We start from the raw sequence: 21,692 nt of genomic DNA on the forward strand, positions 1-21,692 counted from the left end.
GCCTGTTACAAGCCTCTTGGGTGTTCAGTCGAACACCCGGCGCCCCGCAAGTAGCTGTTTAAATCGGCGCAAGAAAACATCCTAGATAAACCCGGTTACAACTGTCAAGAATCACGTTCTGAGGCAGTCCGCCGGGCAGTGAACCCCTGACAGCTACCCGCCTGCTCGTCTGTAGTCAGGTCAGACGAGCAGGCCTTTGGGCTTACTTATGGGCAATCGCCTGATCCAGGGACAATTTGCCCGCGCCCTCGATCAATACCGCCAAGGTGCCGCCCAGCAGCGCCAGGGCGAATTCATAGCCGTTGTTGGCCATGAACAGACCGTTACTGATATGCACCGTGAAAATCGCCACCAGCAAGGTAAAGGTCAGCCCCAGTGCGGCAGGCCGCGCCAGCAGCCCAATGATCAGCGCCAGCCCGCCAAAGAACTCCGTCCCGCCCGAGAGCAGCGCCATCAGGGTCCCGGGCGCCAGACCGATGCTTTCCATCCATTGCGCCGTACCCGCCAGACCGCCCCCGCCAAACCAGCCAAAGAGTTTTTGCGAACCGTGGGCGGCGAAGATAATGCCGACCAGAACCCGTAACACGGTCAAGCCGTAGCCCGCGTGAGTCCCCAAAACGGTGTGGGTCAATTTGTTCATGGTGCAGTCCTTTTCGTCAGTCAGGTTGGGAGTGGCGCCATATTAATCAGTTTTTATCCGGTTAAAAGTCGAATAAATGCCCAATAACAATCGGATTTATCGATTATTTGCGGGAAGCCAACTTCGGTTCAGCGGGCTCCAGGGCGTCGCGTTCCCGGTCGAAGGCCAAATAGTATTTATTCACACTATTAACATAGCTGACCGCCCCCATTCCCACCTGCTCCATGGCAATGCGCTCTACCTGAAAGAACCATTGATTGGGATTAAGCCCCCTGCGCCGGGCCTCTGCGCGCATGGCCTGCACGCGTTCGGGCCCCATGTTGTAAGCCGCCAGCACGAACGCCATGCGCTCGCGTTCATTTAATTTGGGGCTGGCAAAGAACTTGCGCCGGATCATCGCCAGGTACTTGGCACCCGCCTGCACATTGCTGTCGACGCTTTGAATATTGTTGACGCCCACCCGCTGCGCCGCCGAGGGCGTAATCTGCAACAGCCCCATTGCGCCGCCCGAGCCTTTGGCATTCGGGTTCAGCGTGGACTCCTTGAACGCCAGCGCCGCCAGATTGAGCCAGTCCATGCCTTGTTGCTGCGCATGCTTTTGCAGCACCGGGCGCAGTTTTTCAAGCTTCTGCCGGTCTGCCCGCGCCAGCGGGTAGTGCACGCGATACAGGCGTCGATAGACGCGCTCGAACGCCACATTCTGATCGTCAGGCACGCTGTAGGTCGTCAGGAAGCGATCGATGCTGGCCCGCAACATCGACGCATCGCGACGCACGTACCAGCGCATGGCCCCCGGCTCGCTGACCAGCACTTTGCGATCAAAGCGCAGCTTGGGCATCAACGCGGCCCAACGCTCGGCAATCGGCTGTTCGACCAGGGTCAGGTGGTAGATTTTGGCTTGCACCATCTCCAGCACATCTTCGACCGCCAGGGTCGGGTCCACCCATTCGATTTTCACCGGCGGCAGTTTGCGCAGTGCCAGTTTTTGATTGATCAGGTTCACCGCTTCGCCAGCCGCACTGCCCGTCGTCAGCGCCACCGTGCGGCCCGACAATTGCTCAAGACGGGTGAAGCGTCGCTCACCCTTGACCCCCACGAGAATCAGCGACACGCGATCAATGATCGGCTCGCTCGGGCTAATGGCATGGCTCGGCTTGACGTCCAGCAGCTCGCCGGGCGCCATTAAGTCGCCTTCGCCGCGCAACAGCGCACCCAGCAGTTGATCTTTGGCTTTAGGGATGATTTTGAGGGTGATCTGTTGACCCGTTCGCGCATGGCCGTTGAGGTAACGCTCGAAGGCCCGCAAGCGATGGTATTCGACACCAATCGACTGGCCCTGCACTTCACCGGAACTGTTGCGGCTTTGGTTGACCAGCACGCGCAGCACCTGGCTACTACGAATCTGCGCCAGATCGCGGACCTGACTCGGCTGCGCCGCCTGGAGCGGTCCGGGCAGGCGTGCCGTTGCCAGACCGGGCAACAGCATCAGGCACAGCGCAATCCACAGCGTCAGTCTTGTCATCCGTTCTCCGCAAAGAATACAGCCCGTCAGCGTGCCGGATTACCCGACAACCGGTCGCCCTTTTGGGGCATAAGGTGCGCTGCGAGCCGTGTGCAATTGCGCGGATACAGCGAATCCTGTACCGGGAATTGCGCAATTGCGGCATTCAAAGACAACCACAACTCTCTGTAGTTCTTGGTTTTTCTTATTAAATCGACAGCTCTGATATGCTTCGCGGCCTGTGGCCTGAGGTAGCACCATGCAACTCATCGATATCGGCGTCAACCTGACCAACCCCAGCTTCGACGGCAAACATGAGGCCGTGCTGGAGCGTGCCTACGCCGCTGGCGTGTGCCAATTGGTGCTCACCGGCACCAGCGTAGACGGCAGCGAGCACGCCTTGCAGTTGTGCCATGAGCAGGATGAAAGCGCCACGCGGCTGTTCTCGACAGCGGGCATCCATCCGCATTCGGCCAGCGACTGGAACACTGACAGCGCCCGGCGTTTACATGCCTTGCTCACAGAGCCACGGGTGCTTGCTGTGGGCGAATGCGGCCTGGACTTCAACCGTGATTTTTCGCCACGCCCGCAACAGGAAAAAGTGCTCGAAGAACACTTGGCGATGGCTGTGGATTTACAACTGCCCGTGTTCTTGCACGAGCGCGACGCCAATCAGCGCCTGCTGGAAATCCTGCGCGACTACCGCGACCGCCTGCCGGCTGCCGTGGTGCATTGCTTCACCGGCGAGCAGAAGGCGCTGTTCAGTTATCTGGACCTGGATCTGCACATCGGCATCACGGGCTGGATCTGCGACGAACGCCGCGGAACGCATTTGCACCCGCTGGTGCGCAACATTCCCCGCGGTCGATTGATGCTCGAGAGTGACGCGCCGTATTTGCTGCCCCGCACCCTGCGCCCAAAACCCAAAAACGGTCGCAACGAACCGGCCTACCTCCCCGAAGTCCTGCGTGAAGTGGCGCTGCACCGGGGTGAAAGCGAAGCCGATCTTGCCGAACACAGCACCGCCTGTGCCCGCGCCTTTTTTGGCTTGCCGACCCTGCAACACGTTTGAGGCAACAGGGGTGAGCCCTCACAGGTTCACGCCCTTGACCCACATCAACAAGATCGTCATGGTTTGACGGCACAATGATGGCACCTTGCCAATATTGTTTCCGCCAAATCAGAGAAGACCTTCCATGGGTGCCTGGCTTAGCAACATCTCGCTCAAATACAAATTCTGGGCCGTCAACGCGGTGGCCTTCGTCACCACGCTGTTGCTGGTGCTCTACGCCGTGCAACTCGAACAACAATCGCGCGCCGATGCCGCCCGCGCGAATGCCCATGCGCAGGCGCAATTGCTCAGTGCGTGGCCGGGCGGTCAAGCCTTGCCCGCCGTCGACTTCTTGCTGCCGATGAGTCCGGGCCAGGTTCCCACCGTGGACGAACACCCCCTGCCGCAACTCAGTGAGGGCAATGGGTGGGTCTCCCTCCACGCCATGCCGTTCTTCGGGCACAACCCGCTGCTGGGCGCCGAGGTCATCACCCGCCCTGACGGCCAACGGGTTGCGGTACTGGCCTACGCGCCAAGCCTGGCGCAAGTGTTTGTCGAGCGTCTGGCGAACTACGCGGTAGCGGTGTTCGTGCTGATGCTGGCGATGCTCTGCGCTTCGCAACTGTTGATTCAGTTCTTGCTCAGCCAGCTCAACACGCTCAAAGACGTGATGCTGCACGTCGAAAAAACCGGCGACCTGTCCGCCCGCGTGCCCTTGGCGTGCACCGACGAGGTGGGGCAAATGGCGGGGGCCTTCAATGCCATGCAAGCCGGTTATCAACGTATCGTACAGACCGTCGCCGACACCGCCGCGCAATTGGATGCCGGTGCCGCGCGACTGGCCAGCAGCATGGACGAAGTGCGTCATGGCATGCTCGGCCAGCAAAGCGAAACCGATCAGGCCGCCACTGCCATCAATGAAATGTCTGCCACGGTCTATCACATTGCCCAGCACGCTGGCGCCACCCGCGACCTGTCGCAAACCGCCGACACCCTCGCCGGCAGTGGTCAGCAAGTGGTCAGCCGGGTTCAGGACTCCATCGCCAGCCTGTCCAACGGCGTGCAACAAACCGCCGAGATGATTCAGCAATTGGCCCAAGACAGTCAGAAGATCAACGGCGTCGTCAGTGTGATTCACAGCATTGCCGAGCAAACCAACCTGCTGGCGCTCAACGCGGCGATTGAGGCCGCCCGGGCTGGCGAGATGGGTCGCGGGTTTGCCGTGGTGGCCGATGAGGTGCGCAACCTGGCCAAGCGCGTGCAAGCCTCGACAGACGAAATCACCACCATGGTATCGGCCCTGCAAGCGGGCACCCGAGACGCGGTGGACTTCATGCAGGAAAGCTCGTTCAAGGCCGATGACTGCGTGCAGCAGGCCCAAGAGGCGGGCGAGGCGCTGGCGGAAATCACCGACGCGGTGGCCAAGATGCGCGAGAGCAACACGCAAATTGCGGTGGCCGCCCAGGAGCAGAGCCATGTTGCCGAAGAAATGAACCGCGCCGTGGTCAGCATCCGCGACGTCACTGAAAACACAGTCCAACAAACCGTCGACTCAGCCACGACCAGTAACCAGTTGGCGACGCTGGCCGGTGAATTGAACCGGGCCATCGGTCAGTTAAAGCTATAAGGCCAATAGCCATTGTCGATTCGCCGCGTGCCTTGCGCGGGCCTATCCTCTGTTCATCCGGTTCAGCCATCGCTGAACCCTCGAACAAGGAGTGCAATCATGGGCAAACGTCATCCCAACCTGCCTGCCTGGCAATGGCGCTCGAACCCACAGAGCCATGCAAGCGCCTCGCATCAGGCGATTGACCTGATGGCTGTCGCGTTGATGGTGGTGGCCTTTCTGCTACTGGCCTCGGGCATCTTCAGTGGCAACGCCACCAGCGCGGTGATCGGCCTGGTGACGCTGTTTGCGGCCACACGCCTGCAACACCAGCGTCACAAGGCGCATGAAGAACCACACAGTCAGGCGTTCTGACTGGGGCGGTTCCCGTTTAATAGCCGCCGCGACGAACACCCACGGGGGTGCAGGGCAAGGCGAGAGAATCGGGGTTGGGTTGTAGCCAATAAGCATCGATCAACGCCGCGCTGCGCCACGTGGGCTTTCATCCCCTAGCCAAACACCGTGACGGTCTGGCGGCTGATCGCAATCAGCTCGCCCGCAGGCGACCACAGATTAGCCGCCACATGGCCATACCCATCCTGCGCATGCTCGATCACGGCCAGGTATTTGCACCACTCAAGGGTGCTGATGTGAACCTGCGGCTGCACAAACTCAATGGTCCAGGTCAAAGTGCTACCGGCGGCGGGCTTGTCCAGCAGCGGCAGCAACGCCGGGGGCCAGGCATCGACCAGGGCCAGCACGTGGGTTTCGGTCAGGGGTTCGTCCTTGACCTCACCCGCAAACCGCACCCAGCCGCCCATTTCACGCCCGCCCTTGCCGGTAAATGGCAAGGCGCCTACCGCCCAGCCCATCGACAAATGCCGCATGAATTCCGGCGTGATGCCTTTGATGTAGGGCAACAGCGGGCAGCTGTCGACGGGCTTCATGTCCGGCGCCGGCAGGCTCTGCACCTTGACGGACGATTCGCGTGGCGCCCCGAAGCTGCCTTGAACCAGCGTCACCACCTGACCCTGTTGCAGCGCCCTGCCCAGCACCTGCGTGACGGCCTTGCCTTCACGCAGCACTTCGACTTCAAAGCTAACCGGCACATCCGGGGCCACAGGCCCGACGAAGCTCACCGACAGCGAGCGTAAAGCACGCTGCGCAGGGACTTGGGCACGCATTGCCTCATACTGCAAGGCCGCCATCAAACCGCCAAATGTCGCGCGTCCCTGACCCCAATCGGCCGGAATCGTGACGGACGACGGGTTATGACGCACCGCCGCAACCAATTCTGAAAACTGCATGAGCACCTCGGTATGGATCATCAGACGCAGATACTACGCACCCGCCGCAGGCAGCACAGCGCTTGATTCGGCCAAATCATGAGTGAAAACAGGCCGCGCTCAACTTGATCAACGCGCGGTCGGCGTCCTGTTCACCAAGGGCCAGGGTGTCACGCCAGCCCTCGACACAGGGCTGCAAGTCCGGCTGCTGCTCGGCCTGCAACAACCATTGCCAGGCATCGTGCCAGTCGCCCAGGGCTTTTTGCGCCTCTTTAAGGCGTACCAGCACCCTCGGCGGCAAGCGATCCAGTTCGGGGTAGGCCTCGGCGGCATAGCGCACGCGTTTAATCAGCAAACGCACACGGTGCCGGTCATGGCCGGGGTCATTCAGCGCCTTTTGTAGGGTCTGCCACTGTTTTTCGAGCACCTTTTCGATGCGCGGGCGCAACCCGCGCAGCAACCCTTCACGCTGGGCGGCCCGCAGAAACCGTGGGAAGACGTCAAGGATCATCAGCAGTTGCGCCAACTGCGCGCTTTCGGCCACGGCGAGATAGCTGCCAGCCAGTTGCGACAACCGACGCTCAGCCAGTTGCGCGTGCCCCTGTTGCTGCAAATACGCCGCCAGCACTTCCAGATCGCGCAGCGGCGTAGTCAGAGCACCCACCTGTGAGGCCGCCATTTCCAGCTGCACCACCCCCGGCAACCCCCGCAGTGGTCTTAGTAGGCTGCGCAGACGGCGCACCGTGGTGCGCAAATCATGCAAGGCTTCGGGGTCGGTTTCGGCCTGCAAGCGCGCCTGACAGGCCAGCAACCTGACCTCCAGACGCACGATGTTCGCCACAATCTTGTCAACCCATTCAGACATCCTTCCCCTCCCCGTCCCGCACCGGTTTAACGACCCGCGCGTGACTCACGAATATAAAAACGCGCTTTCTCGGCTTTTTTCGAGCAGCCTTCAAACGCTTCGAACTGTTGTTGAGTTTTAGCCCCGGTCAGCAACGACAGGGCCTTGGAATAGCTGATCGTGCCTGCAAACCCTTCGGCCTTGGCCAGGTCCAGCTCGTGCCAGGCGGCATCCAGCTGCGTCGCGCAACTGTCACGGTAGGCCGTTTTGCCCGCACAACCGGCCAGCATCAACGCCATCAACGGCACACAGATCAGAGCTTTCATGGACATACCCTCAAACAATTAATGTTAATTAGAGGCTAAGACGCAAAAGCAGGTAGAAAGTGCCCTGCCCCGGCGCGCCGTCTTTGCAAGACTAGCTTGCCCATTCAGGAAAAGGCATTGCATTGTTAGCACCTCACTGGCCAAGGATTGATTCATGAAAAAGCGCGTTGCATTGGTGCTGGGCTCGGGTGGCGCCCGAGGGTACGCCCACATTGGCGTCATTGAGGAACTCGAACGCCGTGGCTACGACATCGCCTGCATTGCCGGTTGCTCGATGGGGGCCGTGGTGGGGGGCATTTACGCGGCTGGCAAGCTGGATCTGTACCGCGACTGGATTCAAAGCCTGGACTATCTCGATGTGTTGCGGCTGGTGGACGTTAGCTTTCGCCTGGGCGCCATTCGTGGGGAAAAAGTGTTCGGTCAAATTCGCAACATCGTTGGCGAGATCAACATCGAAGACTTGCGTATCCCCTACACCGCCGTGGCCACGGACCTGACCCACCAACAGGAAATTTGGTTTCAGGAAGGCTGTCTGCATCAGGCAATGCGGGCCTCGGCGGCGATTCCCAGCCTGTTTACCCCGGTGATGCAGGGCAGCCGCATGCTGGTCGACGGCGGCCTGCTCAACCCGCTGCCCATCGTGCCGGTGGTCTCCAGCCATTGCGACCTGATCATCGCCGTTAACCTGAACTCCACCCTCCAAAACGGCTACCAGTTGCCCGTCATTCAACGTGCCCCGGCGTTCAAAAGCCGTTTCGACAACCTGATGAACTCCCTCGGCTCACACATCCCCTTTCGCAATAAACATGCAAACGACCTGCTGGAGCTGGAACAAGCGCTGCTCACGCCTGCCCCGGATACCCCGCCCAATCCCTGGATTGAATCGTCGCGCCCCGACGGCCAGCAACCGGCCGCCGCCCCGACCCAAGAAGGCGCGCCCAAATCCGCTTCAGGTTCATTCATCATCGACAACGTCGGCCCGGCGTCGCTGCTGGATTTGATCAACCAGAGCTTCGAGGTCATGCAGACGTCACTGGCGCAATACAAGATCGCCGGTTATCCGCCCGACATTCTGATTAACGTGCCCAAGCGGGTGTGCCGGTTTTTCGAGTTTTACAAGGCGCCCGAATTGATCGCCTTGGGCCGCGAGATTGCCAGCGACACCCTGGACCGCTATGAGAGTGAAACCCCCTAAGCGTCCAGCAAGCGATACCCCACGCCCGGTTCGGTCAGGATAAAGCGCGGGCGGGTCGGGTCATCGGCCAGCTTTTGCCGCAAATGACCGACCACAATGCGCAAGTAATGGCTGTTCTCGACATGGGTTGGGCCCCAAATATCCTTGAGCAGTTGCTGCTGGGTGATGACCCGACCCGGATGGCGCGCCAACTGCGCCAGCACGGCATATTCCTTGCGCGTCAGGGCGACTTCGACGCCGTCCAGCACTACACGGCGATAGGCCAGGTCCACGGTCAAGGGCCCCACGGCCACGGCGGCCTGCTGCACCTCGCCCGCCGGAGCCTGACGCAACAACGCACGGACGCGCGCCAGAAACTCCTGAATGCCGAAGGGTTTGGTCACGTAGTCATTGGCGCCGCCATCCAGCGCTTCGACCTTTTGCGCTTCGCTGGCCCGCACCGAAAGTACCAGCACCGGCACCCCTGACCATTCGCGAAACTCGCGCAGCACGTGCTGGCCGTCCATGTCCGGCAGGCCGAGGTCGAGCACCAGCAGATCCGGTTTCTGCAGCGCGGCCAGACTCAAGCCGTCGGCGCCCGTGGCCGCTTCGAGCACCTGATACCCCTGGGACACCAGGCTGATGCGCAAAAACTTGCGGATCTGCGGTTCGTCATCAATGACCAAAACGGTGGTGGGTTGGCTCATGGCGTGGGTTCACCGTGCAAAGAGGCGCGCAGAATATCAGGCTTCACGGGGCGGCTCTTCCCCTTCCGGCAGCGGCTGTTCAGGCAGCGGCAAGTGCAAGGTGATGCACGTGCCGCGCCCGCCGATGCCCTCGCCCACACTGATGCGCCCGCCATGGGCGCCGACCATGCCCTGACAGATCGCCAGCCCCAGCCCCGTGCCCTGCCCGCCCCGGTCGCCGCGGGCAGCGGTGTAAAACATGTCGAAAATCTTCGCCCGGTCTTCTTCCGGGATACCCGGCCCTTGATCGCTCACGGCAAACCACAGCTCCTGTTGATCGGCCCCGGCCACCAGTTGCAGCACGCCATGGGGCGGTGAAAAGCGTGCGGCGTTTTCCAGGACGTTGACCAGTGCCTGCTCGATCAACGCCGCGTGAATGTGTAACAGCGGCAATTGTGGCGCCACGTCGACCTGCACCTGCAACGGCGCGAGCACCGCCCGCAGCCGGTTCAACGCACTGGCGACGATGTCCGTCGGCGACACCCAGTCCCGCGCCAGCTTCAAGGCCCCATGCCCCAGACGGGTCATGTCCAGCAGGTTCTGGATGTAACGGTCCAGGCGCTCGGCCTCGTCACGGGTGCCCTCCAGCAACTCGCGCCGGTCCTCAAGCGGGATCGCCTCGCCCAGCGCAAGCAGCGTGTCGATACTGCCGCGCATGGTGGTCAGCGGGGTGCGCAGGTCGTGGGACACGGAGGCCAGCAAGGCGCTGCGCAATTGTTCGGTTTCGCCATGCAGGCGGGCGGCTTCAAGGTCCTGGGCCAATTGCGCACGGGCCAGCGCCTGTGCCAATGGTTGGCTGAGGGCCATCAGCAGGCGCCGCCGCTGACCGGTCAAGCTCTGGCCTTCTTTCGGGCTGACGCCCAGCAAGGCCAATGGACCGTCGTCCACCGTCAACGGCCACCACCACCAACGGCCCATCGGTAAAGTGCCGGTGCCTTTGCCCGCCGGTTGCTCGTGATTCCAGGCCCAGTCGGCCGCCGCGCGCTCGGCCTCGTTGAAGGTCAACGGCCCTCCGGTTTCCACGGTCCAGCCGCCGCTGCCATCACGGTTGAGCAGGCACAGGTTGAGTTCTTTCCAGCCGCTCAAATGCTGGGCGGCGGCGTTGACCACCGCTTTGCGGTCGGTGGCAGCGGTCAGTTTGCGCGACAGGTCCAATAGCTCGCTGGTCTCTTGCTGGGTCTCGCGCAGCGCCTGCAACTGGCGGCGCTGACGGGCCGCGAGGTTGCCGGTCAAGGCGGCCATGAGCAGGAAGAACACCAGCGTCAGCACGTCTTCTTCGCGCTGGATACTGAACGAGAAGTTCGGCGGGATGAATAAAAAGTCATAGGTCAAAAAGGACATCGCTGCACAGGCCAGCGCAGGTCCCAGGCTGCTGCGCACCGCCACCAGCAGCACGGCCGCCAGAAACACCATCGAAATATTGGGCAACGCCAGCACGCTGGACACCCCCCAGGCCAACGCACTGGCCAGCACGGTCGCCAGCAGCGCCAGACCGTAGTCGAACCACACCAGCGACCCCACGCGCCGACGCGGCGTGGCATCCGGTGCCTGCTCGTTATCGAGCACATTGATTTCCAGCCCGTGGGCATCGCGCAACAAGCGAGATGCCAGGCCGCCGCCGAAGCATTTCCTGCGCCAGTTCGGCCGTGACTGGCCCACCAGTAGCAGGCTGGCGCGGCGCTCGGCGGCGTGCTGAATCAGGGTTTTCGCCACTTCGCCCGCGCGCAGCAACACCACCTCGCCCCCCAGACGCTCAGCCAATTGCTGCGCGCTTTGCAGGCGCAACCGCGAGTGCTCGTCCCGCGCACTGCCGTTGTCCACGTGTACCAGACTCCATGGCAAATGCCGGCGCTCGGCTACCCGGCTGGCGTGACGCACCAGCCGCTCGGCCTGTGCATCGCCATCAATGCCCACCAGCAACCGCCCGCGCAACGCCGGGGCAGCCTGACCCAACTGGCGATAGCCTTTGTCCAGCTCATCATCGACATACACCGCCGCGGTCTGCATGGCCAATTCGCGCAGGGCATTGAGGTTGGTCTGGGTGAAAAAGGCATCGATGGCCGCGCGGGCCTGTTCGGGCACATACACTTTGCCATCGCGCAGCCGCTCCAGCAGTTCGCGGGGCGGCAGGTCGATCAGCAACAGTTCATAGGCTTCCTGCACGATCCAGTCCGGCAGGGTTTCGCGCACGTGCACCCCGGTGATGCCGCGCACCTGATCGTTGAGGCTTTCCAGATGCTGGACGTTGACCGTGGTGTAGACATCTATCCCGGCGGCCAGCAATTCCTGCACGTCCTGCCAGCGTTTGGCGTGGCGACTGCCGGGCGCGTTGCTGTGGGCCAATTCGTCCACCAGCACCAATGCGGGCCGGGCGTGCAGCAGGCCATCCAGGTCCATTTCTTCAAGCTGCACGCCGCGGTATTGCGAGCGCACCAAAGGCTGTTGCGCCAGGCCGTTGAGCAGGGCCTGGGTTTCGGCGCGGCCATGGGTTTCCACCACCCCGACCAGCACCCGGACACCCTGACGCACCTGGGTGTGGGCTGCCTGAAGCATGGCGTAGGTCTTGCCCACGCCCGGGGCCGCGCCCAGAAACACCTTGAGCCGGCCACGGCCAGCCCGAGGCAAATCCGCTAACAACGCATCGGCGCGACCGGAATCTGTCATGTCTTTACCTATTCAAATGGAGATCAACGCGGTCGCTGCCGCAACAGGCGGCAGCGACAACGGCGGCAGATGGCTCAGGGTGTGAGCTGGGCCAGCGCCCGGTTCAGGTTCAGCACGTTCACCACCGGCGGCCCAACCCACGGCTGCTCGATGTGCGCCTGCAGCAAGTGCTCGACCGTTTGCACCGGCAAGCCTCGGGCCGCAGCCACACGTGGCAGTTGATAGCGTATTGCCTCAGGTGGCAAGTGCGGATCCAGCCCGCTGGCGGATGTCGTCAGCATTGCCAGCGGCACTGGCCCCTGTTCGGGCACGGCCCATTCGGCGGCGCTGTCCTTGATCCGCGCCGCCAGCGCCGGGTTGCTGGGCGCCAGGTTGCTGGCCGCGCTCGACACCGTGGCGTAGGCCCCGGCCGAGGGCCGCGAGTGAAACCATTGTTCGCCGGTGAAGGCCTGGGCGATCAACTGCGAACCGCGCACGCTGCCGTCCGCATCGCGCACCAGGCTGCCATTGGCCTGATCGGGAAACGCCAGTTGCGCGATCCCGGTCACGGTCAGCGGGTAGATCACCCCGGTGATGGCCGTCAACAGCACCATCAGGCTCAGGGCCGGACGTAAAAGAGTAGCCATGTTGCGTTCCTCCTCGGGTTAAACCAGATGCAGCGCCGTGAGCAGCATGTCGATCAGCTTGATGCCCACAAACGGCACCACCAGCCCGCCCAGCCCGTAAATCAGCAGGTTGCGACGCAGCAGTTGCGCGGCACTCGCCGCCTGCACCCGCACGCCGCGCAAGGCCAGCGGGATCAGCACCACGATAATCAGCGCGTTAAACACAATCGCGGACAGGATGGCGCTTTGCGGGCTGTTGAGGTGCATCACGTTGAGCACCCCCAGTTGCGGGTAAATCGTGGCAAACAGCGCTGGCAGGATGGCGAAATACTTGGCCACGTCGTTGGCAATCGAGAACGTGGTCAGCGCGCCCCGGGTCACCAGCAACTCTTTACCGATCTGCACCACATCCAGCAACTTGGTGGGGTCGCTGTCGAGGTCGACCATGTTGGCGGCTTCGCGGGCCGCCTGGGTGCCGTCGTTCATGGCCATGCCCACGTCGGCCTGTGCCAGCGCCGGTGCGTCGTTGGCGCCGTCGCCGCACATCGCCACCAGACGGCCGTCGTTCTGCTCCTGGCGGATGCGCGCCAGTTTTTTCTCCGGCGTGGCTTCTGCCAACACATCATCGACCCCCGCCTCGGCCGCAATCGCCGCGGCGGTCAGCGGGTTGTCGCCGGTCACCATGACCGTGCGGATCCCCAGCTTGCGCAGTTCGGCAAAACGCTCGCGGATGCCGGGCTTGACCACGTCCTTGAGGTGAATCGCGCCGAGCAGCTTGCCTTGCACGCACACCAGCAACGGCGTGCCGCCACTCTGGGCAATTTTGTCGATTTCACGGGACAAGGCCGGGGCGACCTCATCGCGTTTCAGGCCGATAAAGGCCAGCACCGAATCCACAGCGCCCTTGCGGTACACCCGGTCGTTGTAATCGACCCCCGAGAGCCGCGTTTCAGCCGTGAACGGCACTGCTGTGATTGCGTGCGCCTCCGGCTCTGGCAGCGCGTGCAGGCCACGGATGAACTCGACAATCGACTTGCCCTCCGCCGTCTCGTCCGCCAGCGACGCCAACAGCGCGCCCTGAGCCAGCTCCATCGCGGTCACGCCGGGGGCGGCATACAGCGCCGTGCAGCGGCGATTGCCGAAAGTGATGGTGCCTGTCTTGTCCAGCATCAACACGTGCACGTCACCGGCGGCCTCCACCGCGCGGCCGGACTTGGCAATCACGTTCAGGCGCACCAGCCGGTCCATACCGGCAATGCCGATGGCCGACAGTAAGCCACCGATGGTGGTCGGGATCAGCGTCACCAACAGCGCAACCAGAAACACCAACGGCAGACTGCCACCCGCAAAATAGGCGAAGGGCTGCAAGGTCACGACCACGATCAGAAAGATCAGGGTCAGGCCGATCAGCAGAATATCCAGCGCCACTTCGTTGGGCGTTTTCTGGCGTTTGGCGCCTTCGACCAGCGCGATCATGCGGTCCAGTGTCGACTCGCCGGGATTGGCGCTGATCTGTACCAACAGCCAGTCCGACACCAGCCGCGTATTGCCTGTGACGGCCGAACGATCACCGCCCGACTCGCGAATCACCGGGGCTGACTCGCCGGTGATCGCCGCTTCGTTGACCGCGGCAATGCCTTCAATCACCTCACCGTCACCGGGGATCATCTCACCGGCTTCGACACGCACCACATCGCCTTTGCGCAAGCGCGTGGCTGGCACCACTTCAAAGCTGCCGTTGGCCGTGCGGCGGCGCGCACTCAACCCCACGCTGCCTGCTTTCAGGCTGTCAGCCCGCGCCTTGCCCCGACCCTCGGCCAGGGCTTCGGCGAAGTTGGCAAACAGCACGGTAAACCACAACCACACGGCGATTTGCAGCGCTACGCCGGTGGGCACCACAGGGTCGGGCAACACGCACAAGATCGTGGTGAAGACCGCCGTCAGTTCCACCACCAGCATCACCGGCGAGCGCTTGAGCTGACGCGGGTCGAGCTTGACGAATGCGTGTAACAACGCCGGACGCCACAGGTCGGCAAACGCGGTTTTCGGTGACGCAGGCGCCTGGGTGTCAGGCGCAGGCGTCAGGGTTTTAACAGGAGCTGGCATGCTCATCATCGTGTCCTCAGAAACCCGGAATCAGTTGTTCAGCGATGGGGCCAAGGGCCAGTGTCGGCAAAAAGGTCAACCCGCCCACCAGCACGATGGTCATGGTCAGCAGCACCACAAACAGCGGGCCGTGGGTGGGAAAGCTGTCCTGCCCCACGGGGGCGGTTTTCTTCATCGCCAGGCTTCCGGCCAGCGCCAGCACCGGCAGGATGTAGCCGAAACGGCCGATCAACATGCCCAACCCCAACATCAGGTTATAAAACGGCGTGTTGGCATTGAGCCCGGCAAACGCCGACCCGTTGTTGGCACTGGCCGAGGTAAAGGCGTACAGCACTTGACTGAAGCCATGGGCACCGGGGTTGCTCACCGACGCCACGGCGCTCGGCAAACTGGTCGCCAGCGCGCTGAGCACCAGCACGCCCACCGGCATCACCAGCAGCGTGACCACCAGCAGTTGCACCTCTTTGGCTTGCAGTTTTTTGCCCAGGTACTCGGGGGTTCGGCCAATCATCAAACCGGCCAGGAACACGGCAATCAGTACGTTCAGCAACATGCCGTAGAGTCCGGCGCCCACACCACCGAAGATCACTTCACCGACCATCATGTTGACCATCGCCACCATCCCGCTCAGCGGGTTGAGGCTGTCATGCATGCCATTGACCGACCCGTTAGAGGCCGCGGTGGTGGTCTCGGTCCACAGCACCGTGGCGGTGGTGCCAAAACGCACTTCCTTGCCCTCCAGCGGTGCGGTGTGTTCAACCAGCGGGCTGTTGAGCGCAGGGTTGGGTTGAGACTCTGCGTACAACGCAGTGCCGCCGCCGATCAAGAACAACGCCAGCATGCAGGCGATGATGGCGCGGCTTTGGCGCAGGTCCTTGACGTAATGGCCGAAGGTGAACACCAGCGCCACGGGAATCAGGATGATCGACGCCACTTCAAACAGGTTGCTCCAGGCCGTGGGGTTCTCGAACGGGTGCGCCGAGTTGACCCCGAAAAAGCCCCCGCCATTGGTGCCCAGTTGCTTGATCGCAATCTGACTCGCGGCCGGCCCTAACGGGATGACCTGATCCACGCCCTCCAGGGTCAGCGCGTGAACATAATGCGCCAGGGTTTGCGGCACGCCCTGCCACACCAGCAACAGCGCCAGCACCAGGCACAGCGGCAGCAGGCCGTAGAGCGTGGCGCGGGTCATGTCGACCCAGAAATTGCCCAGCGTGCGGGCGGACCGGCGGCTGATGCCACGGCACAAGGCAACCAAGACCGCCAGGCCCGTCGCCGCACTGACGAAGTTCTGCACGGTCAGGCCCGCCATCTGGCTGAGGTAACTGAGGGTCGCTTCGCCGCTGTAGCTCTGCCAGTTGGTGTTGGTGACAAAACTCACAGCGGTGTTGAACGCCTGCGTCCACTCCTGACCCGGCAACTGCTGCGGGTTGAGTGGCAAATACTGTTGCAACAGCAAAATCGCAAACAGCAACACAAACCCTGCGAGGTTGAACGCCAGCAACGCCAGCGTGTACTTCTGCCAAGTGTGCTCATCGCCCGGATCGACCCCGGCCACCCGGTAACAGACCTTCTCGACCGGCCCGAACACCTGCGTCAACCAGGTGCGCTGGCCTTCCATGACCTTGTAATAAAAACGTCCCAGCCAGGGCGCAGGCAGCAACACCAACGCGAAAAAGGCCAGCAACAGCCCATAGTCATAACTGTGCATACCCGCTCCTAATTCCGATCAGCGCGCAACAGCGCCACCAGCAGATAAACGAACAGCCCCACTGCCAACAGCAGCGACACCCCATCCAGAATGCCCATCGACGTGCTCCCCAAAGCGGCGATTGCCGCGTGTGGGGAAAGTGTGGGGTTCAGGGGCGTAAAGGATCGAGATCGAGGGGGATGCGAGGGCGTAAAGAGGCCGTAAAGAAAACCATCACTGCAGATCTGTCGCGGCTGCCGGATCTGCCACGACAGTAAGCCGAGCGGTCAGCGCAGCAGGGGGGTGTCCAGCACTTCGGACGCGCCGCCCAGCACGCTTTCGCTCAGTTGGATAAACGATTGGGTATTGACCTTGTCCATGCGCATTAACGCTTGGCTCACATCGTCCAGCGAACGCTTGCTATGGGTTTGCAGACGGATTTCGCGGTCCAGCGCCTGCAACAGCGTCACCGCACGCGCCACCACCGCCGGATTGGCCTGCGCGCCGCGCATCCGCTTCACGCCTTTGCCAGTCGCATTGAGCTTGTGCTGCAAGGTCTGATAACGCTCCTCGCTCATCCCGCCTGCGCGGCGCATCAGTTCGATGGCGTAATACTCGCTCAACCCTTGGCTGATCCAGTCATGGCCCGGTTCTACCTTGATGCCACTGAACAGTTGCACCAATTCGCGCAACAACGGGCTGCTGCCGGACTCGCTGACCATCGGCAACGCGCTGCTCAGGTAAATGGAGTTGCGGTCGGCGCTGGCGCCTTTCCACATCGGGCTGCCGGCCCCGACGATCAGCAACTTGGGCGGGTTGCGCGGGAACACCGCTTGCACCTGCGGCCAGACGAAGGTCAGCAACGTCAGGACGTCCATGCGCCGCATGCCCTGTCCTTGCGGTGCGGCAACGGTGACCTCGGTTTCGCCCAGCGTGGTGCGCCGGCTGCCCAGCGTGCCCGCCAGCATCCACCCGGTTGGCCGATCAAACAAACGCGAAACATCGTCAATGCGGAAACGGTTTTTGCCGATGCGCGGCCACGCGGTTTCGACACTTTTCCAGCCTTCGGGCAAGGCGAACGTCAGCCGTGACACCAACTCGGTACCGTCTTGCTGGTCGAGGCTGGCAGGCGGCACCAGTTGCTCGCCACGGAACAACGCCCACTTGGGCGTGGCATAGGTGTCGAAACTGCCGTTTTTAAAGGGGTGATTGAGGCGAACCCGGTAGCTCAGCGTGGCGGTGCCTGACGCGGGATGCCACACCCCACGGCTGTGCTGCGGGTCGGGGGTGAGCTGCCAGCCGCCATCGGCCTTGAAATCGCTGTAGCTGCCGGGTGCGCCAAGGTCGAAATCCAGGCTGCGCACGGCTGAGCCTTCAGCCAGCGTCAGGCGCACGTCGGCCTGGCCGGTTTGCGGCATCAGGCGCACGTGGTAATCCAGATTGACTTTTTGCGCGGCCCACAGCGGACTGCCGAGCAGTGCTATCAGCAGCCCCAGGGGGATTCGGTAACGCAGCGGCATACACACTCCTTGCGACCGCTCCGGCGATTAACCGGCGCGGAAAATCAGATGATCTTCCCAGTCTTCTTCCGGCACGCTGCCTTCGGCCAGCATGCGCCCCGATTGCGAGATGCGCTCGTGGTGCACGGCGTCCGGATCACCACACACCAAGGGGTGCCACAGCGGCAGGTCCTTGCGTTCGCTGACTAGCCGGTAGCCACAGGTGGGCGGCAGCCATTTGAATTCCTCCGCCTTGCCCGGCGACAGTTGAATGCAGTCCGGGACAGAATCACGTCGATTCGGGTAGTCCGTGCACCGGCAGGTTTTCAGGTCGAGCAGTTTGCAGGCAATGCGCGTGTAGTAGACGCTGTTGTCGTCTTCATCTTCGAGCTTTTGCAGGCAGCACAAGCCGCAACCGTCGCACAGCGACTCCCATTCCTCCTGATCCAGTTGATCGAGGGTTTTGCGGATCCAGAACGGTTCAACTTTTGCGGCCATGGCTCAAACATCAACATCGGGGAATGGAAAAGGCCGCCAGTCTAGTGCCCTAGGCCCCGCGGGCCAAGCGCTTGTCGTCAGACTTGTCAGCCAGATGGCATAACAGTAGCTTTGCGCCTACGCTGAACCGCGAAAATCAACTCAGGTATCAAGAATGACTGCTAATACCCGCATCGCCGATCACGCCATTCACGAGCAATTCACCCAGCGCTGGTCGCCCCGTGCTTTCACCGATGCCACCCTCGACACACCGACCCTCATGAGCTTTTTTGAAGCCGCACGCTGGGCGCCTTCGGCTTACAACTCGCAGCCTTGGCGCTTTCTGTACGCGCTGCGCGGCACCCCGGCGTTTGATCGCTACCTGAACCTGCTGGTGGAATTCAATCAGGGCTGGGCTAAACACGCCGCCGCGCTGGTGGTGATTGTGTCGAAAACCACCTTTGCCGCTCCGGGCACCACCGAAGAAAAACCGTCACCGACTAACGCGTTCGATACCGGCGCAGCCTGGGGCCATCTGGCCTTGCAAGCTCACCTGAGCGGCTGGCATACCCACGGCATGAGCGGGCTCGATTACGAGCGCGCGCACAAAGAGCTGAAGATCCCGGAAGGCTATGCCGTGCAAGCCATGGTGGCAATCGGCAAGCTGGGGGACAAAGCGACGCTGGTCGATTACCTGCAAGCCAAGGAAGTGCCCAGCCAGCGTGAGCCGCTGAGCAAATTAGTCGCTGAAGGTGATTTCAGCCTCTAAGCGCGGCCTGTCGCTGCCGCAAACCGCGAGCTTTCGACCTGGCCCTTGAAAGCTCGCAGCCTCGCGTTGTCCGGCAGCGACCCCAGTCTTGTTAATAGCCGCGTGCGAAATCCACTTCGCCACGCATCGGCTGCCCCGCCTGAAACGCACGCAGGTTGTCGACAAACAGTTGCACCATCAACGACGGTGACGTCGGCGCCGAACTGTGGCCGGTCAACAACAGGCCCCAGGCGGTCCAGAATGGATGCTTGGCGGGCAATGGCTCCTGCCGGCACACGTCAATCACGGCGGCGGCAATATGGCCGACCCGCAACGCTTCAACCAAGTCCGCATCCACCACGGCGACGCCGCGCCCGGCATTGATGAACACCCCGGTCGGATTGAATTGTGCAAACAGTTCGGCATCGTACAGGTCGTGGGTGTCCGGCGTGTTGGGCAACAAGTTCACCACGTAATCCACCGCCCCCACCAGGCGCGGCAAATCCTCCAGCGTGCCGACTCCCTTGAAGGGCGCCTGCTCACGGGCGGTGCGGGCGATGGCATACAGCTCCACGCCAAACGGTTGCAGAAACTGCGCCACGGTCTGGCCAATGTCGCCGGCGCCGACGATCAGCACCTTGCGCCCGACCAGGCTCTGGCCCATGCGGTTGTCCCATTTGCGCTCCACCTGACTGACCAGCCGCGCCATGACTTCACGCTCGTGACCGAGGATGTACGTCAGCACGTATTCGGCCATGACCTGACCGAAAATGCCCACGGCACGGGTCAGGCGGTAGTTGCGCTGCAAGCCGCCGGCCAACAGCGGCGTGATGCCCGCCCAGGTCGATTGCAGCCATTGTGGCTGATGCCCCTGACGCATCAGCGTGGCCAGCAGATCAGGCTGGCCCAGCCATACCGGGCAATCGGCCGCCAGACGCGACAGCTGCGCCGAGTCGCCACTGGTCAACACCTCCAGTTCAGGCGCGGCCGCTTGCAGCAGGCGTGTGTAAAGGGGGTGGTCATGTTCGGCAATCAGAACGCGCATGCTCGTAACCTTTTTAAAACGCTGCCAGCGGCCGCCGTCGCGGGTTAACGCGTCGAATGGGGGCACCGCCAATGCATTTGAATCCACTCAGGACAGGTGCCCTCTGCCGGGCACCCGGATCAGGTCGTTACATCGGGTCGTTGCGACGTAACAGCTCTTCAGGCAAGTGCTCGATGTATTCGTCTTCGGCCGGTGGCATCTGCAGGTGATAACCCTGTTTCTCAAGGTTCTCCAGCACCACGGCGATGTCTTCGCGCGACAGCTTGCGCTCGGGGGTCAACACCAGATCGAACGCGTGAATGGCTTTGCCAAACGCCGCCATCAAAGGCTCCGGCACGCGCTCCAGGGCATCGGCCTTGAGCACGTACAAATACATTTCGTTGCGCTTGGTGCTGCGGTAAATAGAGCAAATACGTTTCAAGACGGTTCTCCAGCAGTGGCCAGGCTGTCGAGCAGCGCCTGACCCATCAGCTCACGGCGCCATCCGCGCAGTGAGTCCGGCAATTGATAAGGGCCATTGGGGAAGCCGCTCTTGACCAGCGCTTCCAGGGTTTTCTTGCGCAGCATCAGCTCGGGCGCCATGTTCAGTTGTTCGGCATACACCTGGCCCACCGCCCGCAGGCGTTTGATCAGCGCCGCGGCTTCTACCGGCAACGGCTCGGGCACGGCAGGCGGCCACTGCTCCGGTGGCAGGCTGCCTGCACGCTTGATCAGGTCGAGTAAAAACTCGCCGTCCTGACGCACAGTGCGCGGGTGCATGTCTTCGATGCGTGCCAGCGAAACCAGGTTGTCGGGCTGGGTTTTGGCCAATGGCCACAACGCATGTTCACGCACGATCCGGTTGCGCGGTAGGTCACGGGCGCGGGCTTCACGCTCACGCCAGGCGCAGATTTCACGCAAGACCGCCAACTGATCGCGGGACAACTTCCACGCCAGCTTGGCCTCGCGGTACACCTCGTTCGGGTCCACTTCGCGGCGCAGGTTGGCGACCAGCTCAGCACCGTCTTCGAGCACCCAGTTGTACTTTTCGGGCGACAACCGCGGACGCAACAGCACATACACTTCCGCCAGATGTTGAGCATCTTCGGCGGCGTAGCTGATCTGCGTTTCGGACAGTGGACGTTGCAGCCAATCAGAGCGGGTTTCGCCTTTGGGCAGGTCCAGGTCGAGCACTTCCTTGACCAGACGCGAATAGCCCATCGAGAACCCCAGGTTCAGGTAGGCGGCTGCCAACTGGGTGTCAAACAATGGCGCGGGCAAGCTGCCGGTCAAGCGCAACAGCACCTCAAGGTCCTCGCTGCACGCGTGCAGCACTTTGACCACGGCCGGGTTTTCCAGCAGGGCTGCCAGCGGCTGCCAGTTGTCGATGGTCAACGGGTCAATCAGGTAGGCCCGCTCCCCGTCGCCGATCTGAATCAAACCGGCAATGGGGTAAAAGGTGTCGACCCGCATGAATTCGGTGTCGAGGGCTACAAACGGCAAGTGCTGCCATTGGGCGCAATGTTGGCCGAGGCTATCGTTGTCGCGGATCCAGTGAATATCGATGGCCACACGGCTCTCCCTTGAAGAATGGCGCGCAGTATATATCGGCATCAGGCATTTCCGGCGATTGACTGACAAACTTGTCGACGAAAAAACCTACACAAATTCGGGCCTCTACCTTCAACACACGCGCCGGTTAAAT

General features: G+C 62.2%; 21 protein-coding genes. 5 read left to right on the top strand and 16 right to left on the bottom strand.

Annotated features, from left to right (window positions below; genetic code table 11):
- Window positions 1–202: 202 nt before the first annotated feature.
- Both BKD70_RS16210 and BKD70_RS16215 read right to left on the bottom strand, forming a co-directional pair.
- The gene (locus BKD70_RS16210) at window positions 203–640 is read right to left on the bottom strand and encodes a DoxX family protein (protein ID WP_047274147.1); all 438 of its coding nucleotides are present in this window, start codon (window positions 638–640) and stop codon (window positions 203–205) included.
- Window positions 641–743: 103 nt separating this feature from the next.
- Window positions 744–2,162 carry a transglycosylase SLT domain-containing protein gene (locus BKD70_RS16215; RefSeq protein WP_047274146.1) on the bottom strand — a complete coding sequence of 473 codons (1,419 nt, stop codon included), beginning with the start codon at window positions 2,160–2,162 and terminating at the stop codon, window positions 744–746.
- Between the two features lie 238 nt (window positions 2,163–2,400).
- Here BKD70_RS16215 and BKD70_RS16220 point away from each other — a divergent pair, with 238 nt between their 5' ends.
- The 3 genes from BKD70_RS16220 to BKD70_RS16230 all read left to right on the top strand — a co-directional run bounded on the left by BKD70_RS16220 (window position 2,401) and on the right by BKD70_RS16230 (window position 5,173).
- On the top strand, window positions 2,401–3,213 hold the full coding sequence (locus BKD70_RS16220) for a TatD family hydrolase (RefSeq protein ID WP_047274144.1): 813 nt from the start codon (window positions 2,401–2,403) through the stop codon (window positions 3,211–3,213).
- A gap of 124 nt (window positions 3,214–3,337) precedes the next feature.
- Window positions 3,338–4,819, top strand: coding sequence for a methyl-accepting chemotaxis protein (locus BKD70_RS16225; protein WP_047274142.1), 1,482 nt, complete (start codon window positions 3,338–3,340; stop codon window positions 4,817–4,819).
- A gap of 99 nt (window positions 4,820–4,918) precedes the next feature.
- The gene (locus BKD70_RS16230) at window positions 4,919–5,173 is read left to right on the top strand and encodes a hypothetical protein (protein WP_052892149.1); all 255 of its coding nucleotides are present in this window, start codon (window positions 4,919–4,921) and stop codon (window positions 5,171–5,173) included.
- 134 nt (window positions 5,174–5,307) lie between these two features.
- On the opposite strand, the gene BKD70_RS16235 is transcribed toward BKD70_RS16230, so the two are convergent.
- From BKD70_RS16235 to BKD70_RS16245, 3 genes are all read right to left on the bottom strand, one after another.
- Window positions 5,308–6,105 (bottom strand): acyl-CoA thioesterase II, encoded by a 798-nt coding sequence (locus BKD70_RS16235; RefSeq protein WP_047274140.1) that lies wholly within the window; start codon window positions 6,103–6,105, stop codon window positions 5,308–5,310.
- A gap of 76 nt (window positions 6,106–6,181) precedes the next feature.
- Window positions 6,182–6,949, bottom strand: coding sequence for a CHAD domain-containing protein (locus BKD70_RS16240; RefSeq protein ID WP_047274138.1), 768 nt, complete (start codon window positions 6,947–6,949; stop codon window positions 6,182–6,184).
- Between the two features lie 26 nt (window positions 6,950–6,975).
- Entirely contained in the window at window positions 6,976–7,254 is a 279-nt protein-coding gene (locus BKD70_RS16245; protein ID WP_047274136.1) for a hypothetical protein, read from the bottom strand.
- A 154-nt stretch (window positions 7,255–7,408) separates the two neighbouring features.
- Between BKD70_RS16245 and BKD70_RS16250 the strand changes: the two genes are divergently transcribed.
- On the top strand, window positions 7,409–8,449 hold the full coding sequence (locus BKD70_RS16250) for a patatin-like phospholipase family protein (RefSeq protein WP_047274134.1): 1,041 nt from the start codon (window positions 7,409–7,411) through the stop codon (window positions 8,447–8,449).
- Here the strand turns inward: BKD70_RS16250 and BKD70_RS16255 are convergent.
- The 8 genes from BKD70_RS16255 to BKD70_RS16290 form a co-directional block, all read right to left on the bottom strand.
- Window positions 8,446–9,135: a response regulator gene (locus BKD70_RS16255; protein ID WP_047274132.1), complete on the bottom strand. Its 690-nt coding sequence runs from the start codon at window positions 9,133–9,135 to the stop codon at window positions 8,446–8,448. The genes BKD70_RS16250 and BKD70_RS16255 overlap by 4 nt on opposite strands.
- A 36-nt stretch (window positions 9,136–9,171) precedes the next feature.
- Entirely contained in the window at window positions 9,172–11,838 is a 2,667-nt protein-coding gene (locus tag BKD70_RS16260) for a sensor histidine kinase KdpD (protein WP_047274130.1), read from the bottom strand.
- Between the two features lie 74 nt (window positions 11,839–11,912).
- Entirely contained in the window at window positions 11,913–12,464 is a 552-nt protein-coding gene (gene kdpC, locus BKD70_RS16265) for a potassium-transporting ATPase subunit KdpC (protein ID WP_047274128.1), read from the bottom strand.
- An 18-nt stretch (window positions 12,465–12,482) separates the two neighbouring features.
- Window positions 12,483–14,555, bottom strand: coding sequence for a potassium-transporting ATPase subunit KdpB (kdpB, locus tag BKD70_RS16270; RefSeq protein WP_047274126.1), 2,073 nt, complete (start codon window positions 14,553–14,555; stop codon window positions 12,483–12,485).
- 10 nt (window positions 14,556–14,565) lie between these two features.
- The gene (kdpA, locus tag BKD70_RS16275) at window positions 14,566–16,260 is read right to left on the bottom strand and encodes a potassium-transporting ATPase subunit KdpA (protein WP_047274124.1); all 1,695 of its coding nucleotides are present in this window, start codon (window positions 16,258–16,260) and stop codon (window positions 14,566–14,568) included.
- Between the two features lie 8 nt (window positions 16,261–16,268).
- Window positions 16,269–16,358 carry a K(+)-transporting ATPase subunit F gene (gene kdpF, locus BKD70_RS16280; RefSeq protein WP_047274123.1) on the bottom strand — a complete coding sequence of 30 codons (90 nt, stop codon included), beginning with the start codon at window positions 16,356–16,358 and terminating at the stop codon, window positions 16,269–16,271.
- 168 nt (window positions 16,359–16,526) lie between these two features.
- Complete coding sequence (locus BKD70_RS16285; protein WP_047274120.1) at window positions 16,527–17,759, bottom strand: hypothetical protein; 1,233 nt, start codon at window positions 17,757–17,759, stop codon at window positions 16,527–16,529.
- Between the two features lie 27 nt (window positions 17,760–17,786).
- Window positions 17,787–18,236, bottom strand: coding sequence for a YcgN family cysteine cluster protein (locus tag BKD70_RS16290; protein ID WP_047274118.1), 450 nt, complete (start codon window positions 18,234–18,236; stop codon window positions 17,787–17,789).
- Between the two features lie 154 nt (window positions 18,237–18,390).
- Between BKD70_RS16290 and BKD70_RS16295 the strand changes: the two genes are divergently transcribed.
- Complete coding sequence (locus BKD70_RS16295) at window positions 18,391–18,984, top strand: nitroreductase family protein (RefSeq protein ID WP_047274115.1); 594 nt, start codon at window positions 18,391–18,393, stop codon at window positions 18,982–18,984.
- Window positions 18,985–19,075: 91 nt separating this feature from the next.
- On the opposite strand, the gene BKD70_RS16300 is transcribed toward BKD70_RS16295, so the two are convergent.
- From BKD70_RS16300 to rnd, 3 genes are all read right to left on the bottom strand, one after another.
- The gene (locus BKD70_RS16300; protein WP_047274543.1) at window positions 19,076–20,008 is read right to left on the bottom strand and encodes a D-2-hydroxyacid dehydrogenase; all 933 of its coding nucleotides are present in this window, start codon (window positions 20,006–20,008) and stop codon (window positions 19,076–19,078) included.
- 127 nt (window positions 20,009–20,135) lie between these two features.
- Window positions 20,136–20,429, bottom strand: a complete 294-nt coding sequence (locus tag BKD70_RS16305; protein ID WP_047274112.1) for a YcgL domain-containing protein — start codon at window positions 20,427–20,429, stop codon at window positions 20,136–20,138.
- Window positions 20,426–21,559 (bottom strand): ribonuclease D, encoded by a 1,134-nt coding sequence (gene rnd / locus BKD70_RS16310; RefSeq protein WP_047274110.1) that lies wholly within the window; start codon window positions 21,557–21,559, stop codon window positions 20,426–20,428. Before rnd ends, BKD70_RS16305 begins: the two co-directional genes overlap by 4 nt.
- Window positions 21,560–21,692 lie beyond the last annotated feature (133 nt).

The organism is Pseudomonas sp. BS-2016 (assembly GCF_001806145.1).
Classification (GTDB): Bacteria; Pseudomonadota; Gammaproteobacteria; order Pseudomonadales; family Pseudomonadaceae; genus Aquipseudomonas; species Aquipseudomonas lundensis.

Coding starts and splice junctions, on each gene's coding strand:
- BKD70_RS16210 (WP_047274147.1), bottom strand. CDS start 640: ATGAACAAATTGACCCACACCGTTTTGGGGACTCACGCGGGCTACGGC.
- BKD70_RS16215 (WP_047274146.1), bottom strand. CDS start 2,162: ATGACAAGACTGACGCTGTGGATTGCGCTGTGCCTGATGCTGTTGCCC.
- BKD70_RS16220 (WP_047274144.1), top strand. CDS start 2,401: ATGCAACTCATCGATATCGGCGTCAACCTGACCAACCCCAGCTTCGAC.
- BKD70_RS16225 (WP_047274142.1), top strand. CDS start 3,338: ATGGGTGCCTGGCTTAGCAACATCTCGCTCAAATACAAATTCTGGGCC.
- BKD70_RS16230 (WP_052892149.1), top strand. CDS start 4,919: ATGGGCAAACGTCATCCCAACCTGCCTGCCTGGCAATGGCGCTCGAAC.
- BKD70_RS16235 (WP_047274140.1), bottom strand. CDS start 6,105: ATGCAGTTTTCAGAATTGGTTGCGGCGGTGCGTCATAACCCGTCGTCC.
- BKD70_RS16240 (WP_047274138.1), bottom strand. CDS start 6,949: ATGTCTGAATGGGTTGACAAGATTGTGGCGAACATCGTGCGTCTGGAG.
- BKD70_RS16245 (WP_047274136.1), bottom strand. CDS start 7,254: ATGAAAGCTCTGATCTGTGTGCCGTTGATGGCGTTGATGCTGGCCGGT.
- BKD70_RS16250 (WP_047274134.1), top strand. CDS start 7,409: ATGAAAAAGCGCGTTGCATTGGTGCTGGGCTCGGGTGGCGCCCGAGGG.
- BKD70_RS16255 (WP_047274132.1), bottom strand. CDS start 9,135: ATGAGCCAACCCACCACCGTTTTGGTCATTGATGACGAACCGCAGATC.
- BKD70_RS16260 (WP_047274130.1), bottom strand. CDS start 11,838: ATGACAGATTCCGGTCGCGCCGATGCGTTGTTAGCGGATTTGCCTCGG.
- kdpC (WP_047274128.1), bottom strand. CDS start 12,464: ATGGCTACTCTTTTACGTCCGGCCCTGAGCCTGATGGTGCTGTTGACG.
- kdpB (WP_047274126.1), bottom strand. CDS start 14,555: ATGAGCATGCCAGCTCCTGTTAAAACCCTGACGCCTGCGCCTGACACC.
- kdpA (WP_047274124.1), bottom strand. CDS start 16,260: ATGCACAGTTATGACTATGGGCTGTTGCTGGCCTTTTTCGCGTTGGTG.
- kdpF (WP_047274123.1), bottom strand. CDS start 16,358: ATGGGCATTCTGGATGGGGTGTCGCTGCTGTTGGCAGTGGGGCTGTTC.
- BKD70_RS16285 (WP_047274120.1), bottom strand. CDS start 17,759: ATGCCGCTGCGTTACCGAATCCCCCTGGGGCTGCTGATAGCACTGCTC.
- BKD70_RS16290 (WP_047274118.1), bottom strand. CDS start 18,236: ATGGCCGCAAAAGTTGAACCGTTCTGGATCCGCAAAACCCTCGATCAA.
- BKD70_RS16295 (WP_047274115.1), top strand. CDS start 18,391: ATGACTGCTAATACCCGCATCGCCGATCACGCCATTCACGAGCAATTC.
- BKD70_RS16300 (WP_047274543.1), bottom strand. CDS start 20,008: ATGCGCGTTCTGATTGCCGAACATGACCACCCCCTTTACACACGCCTG.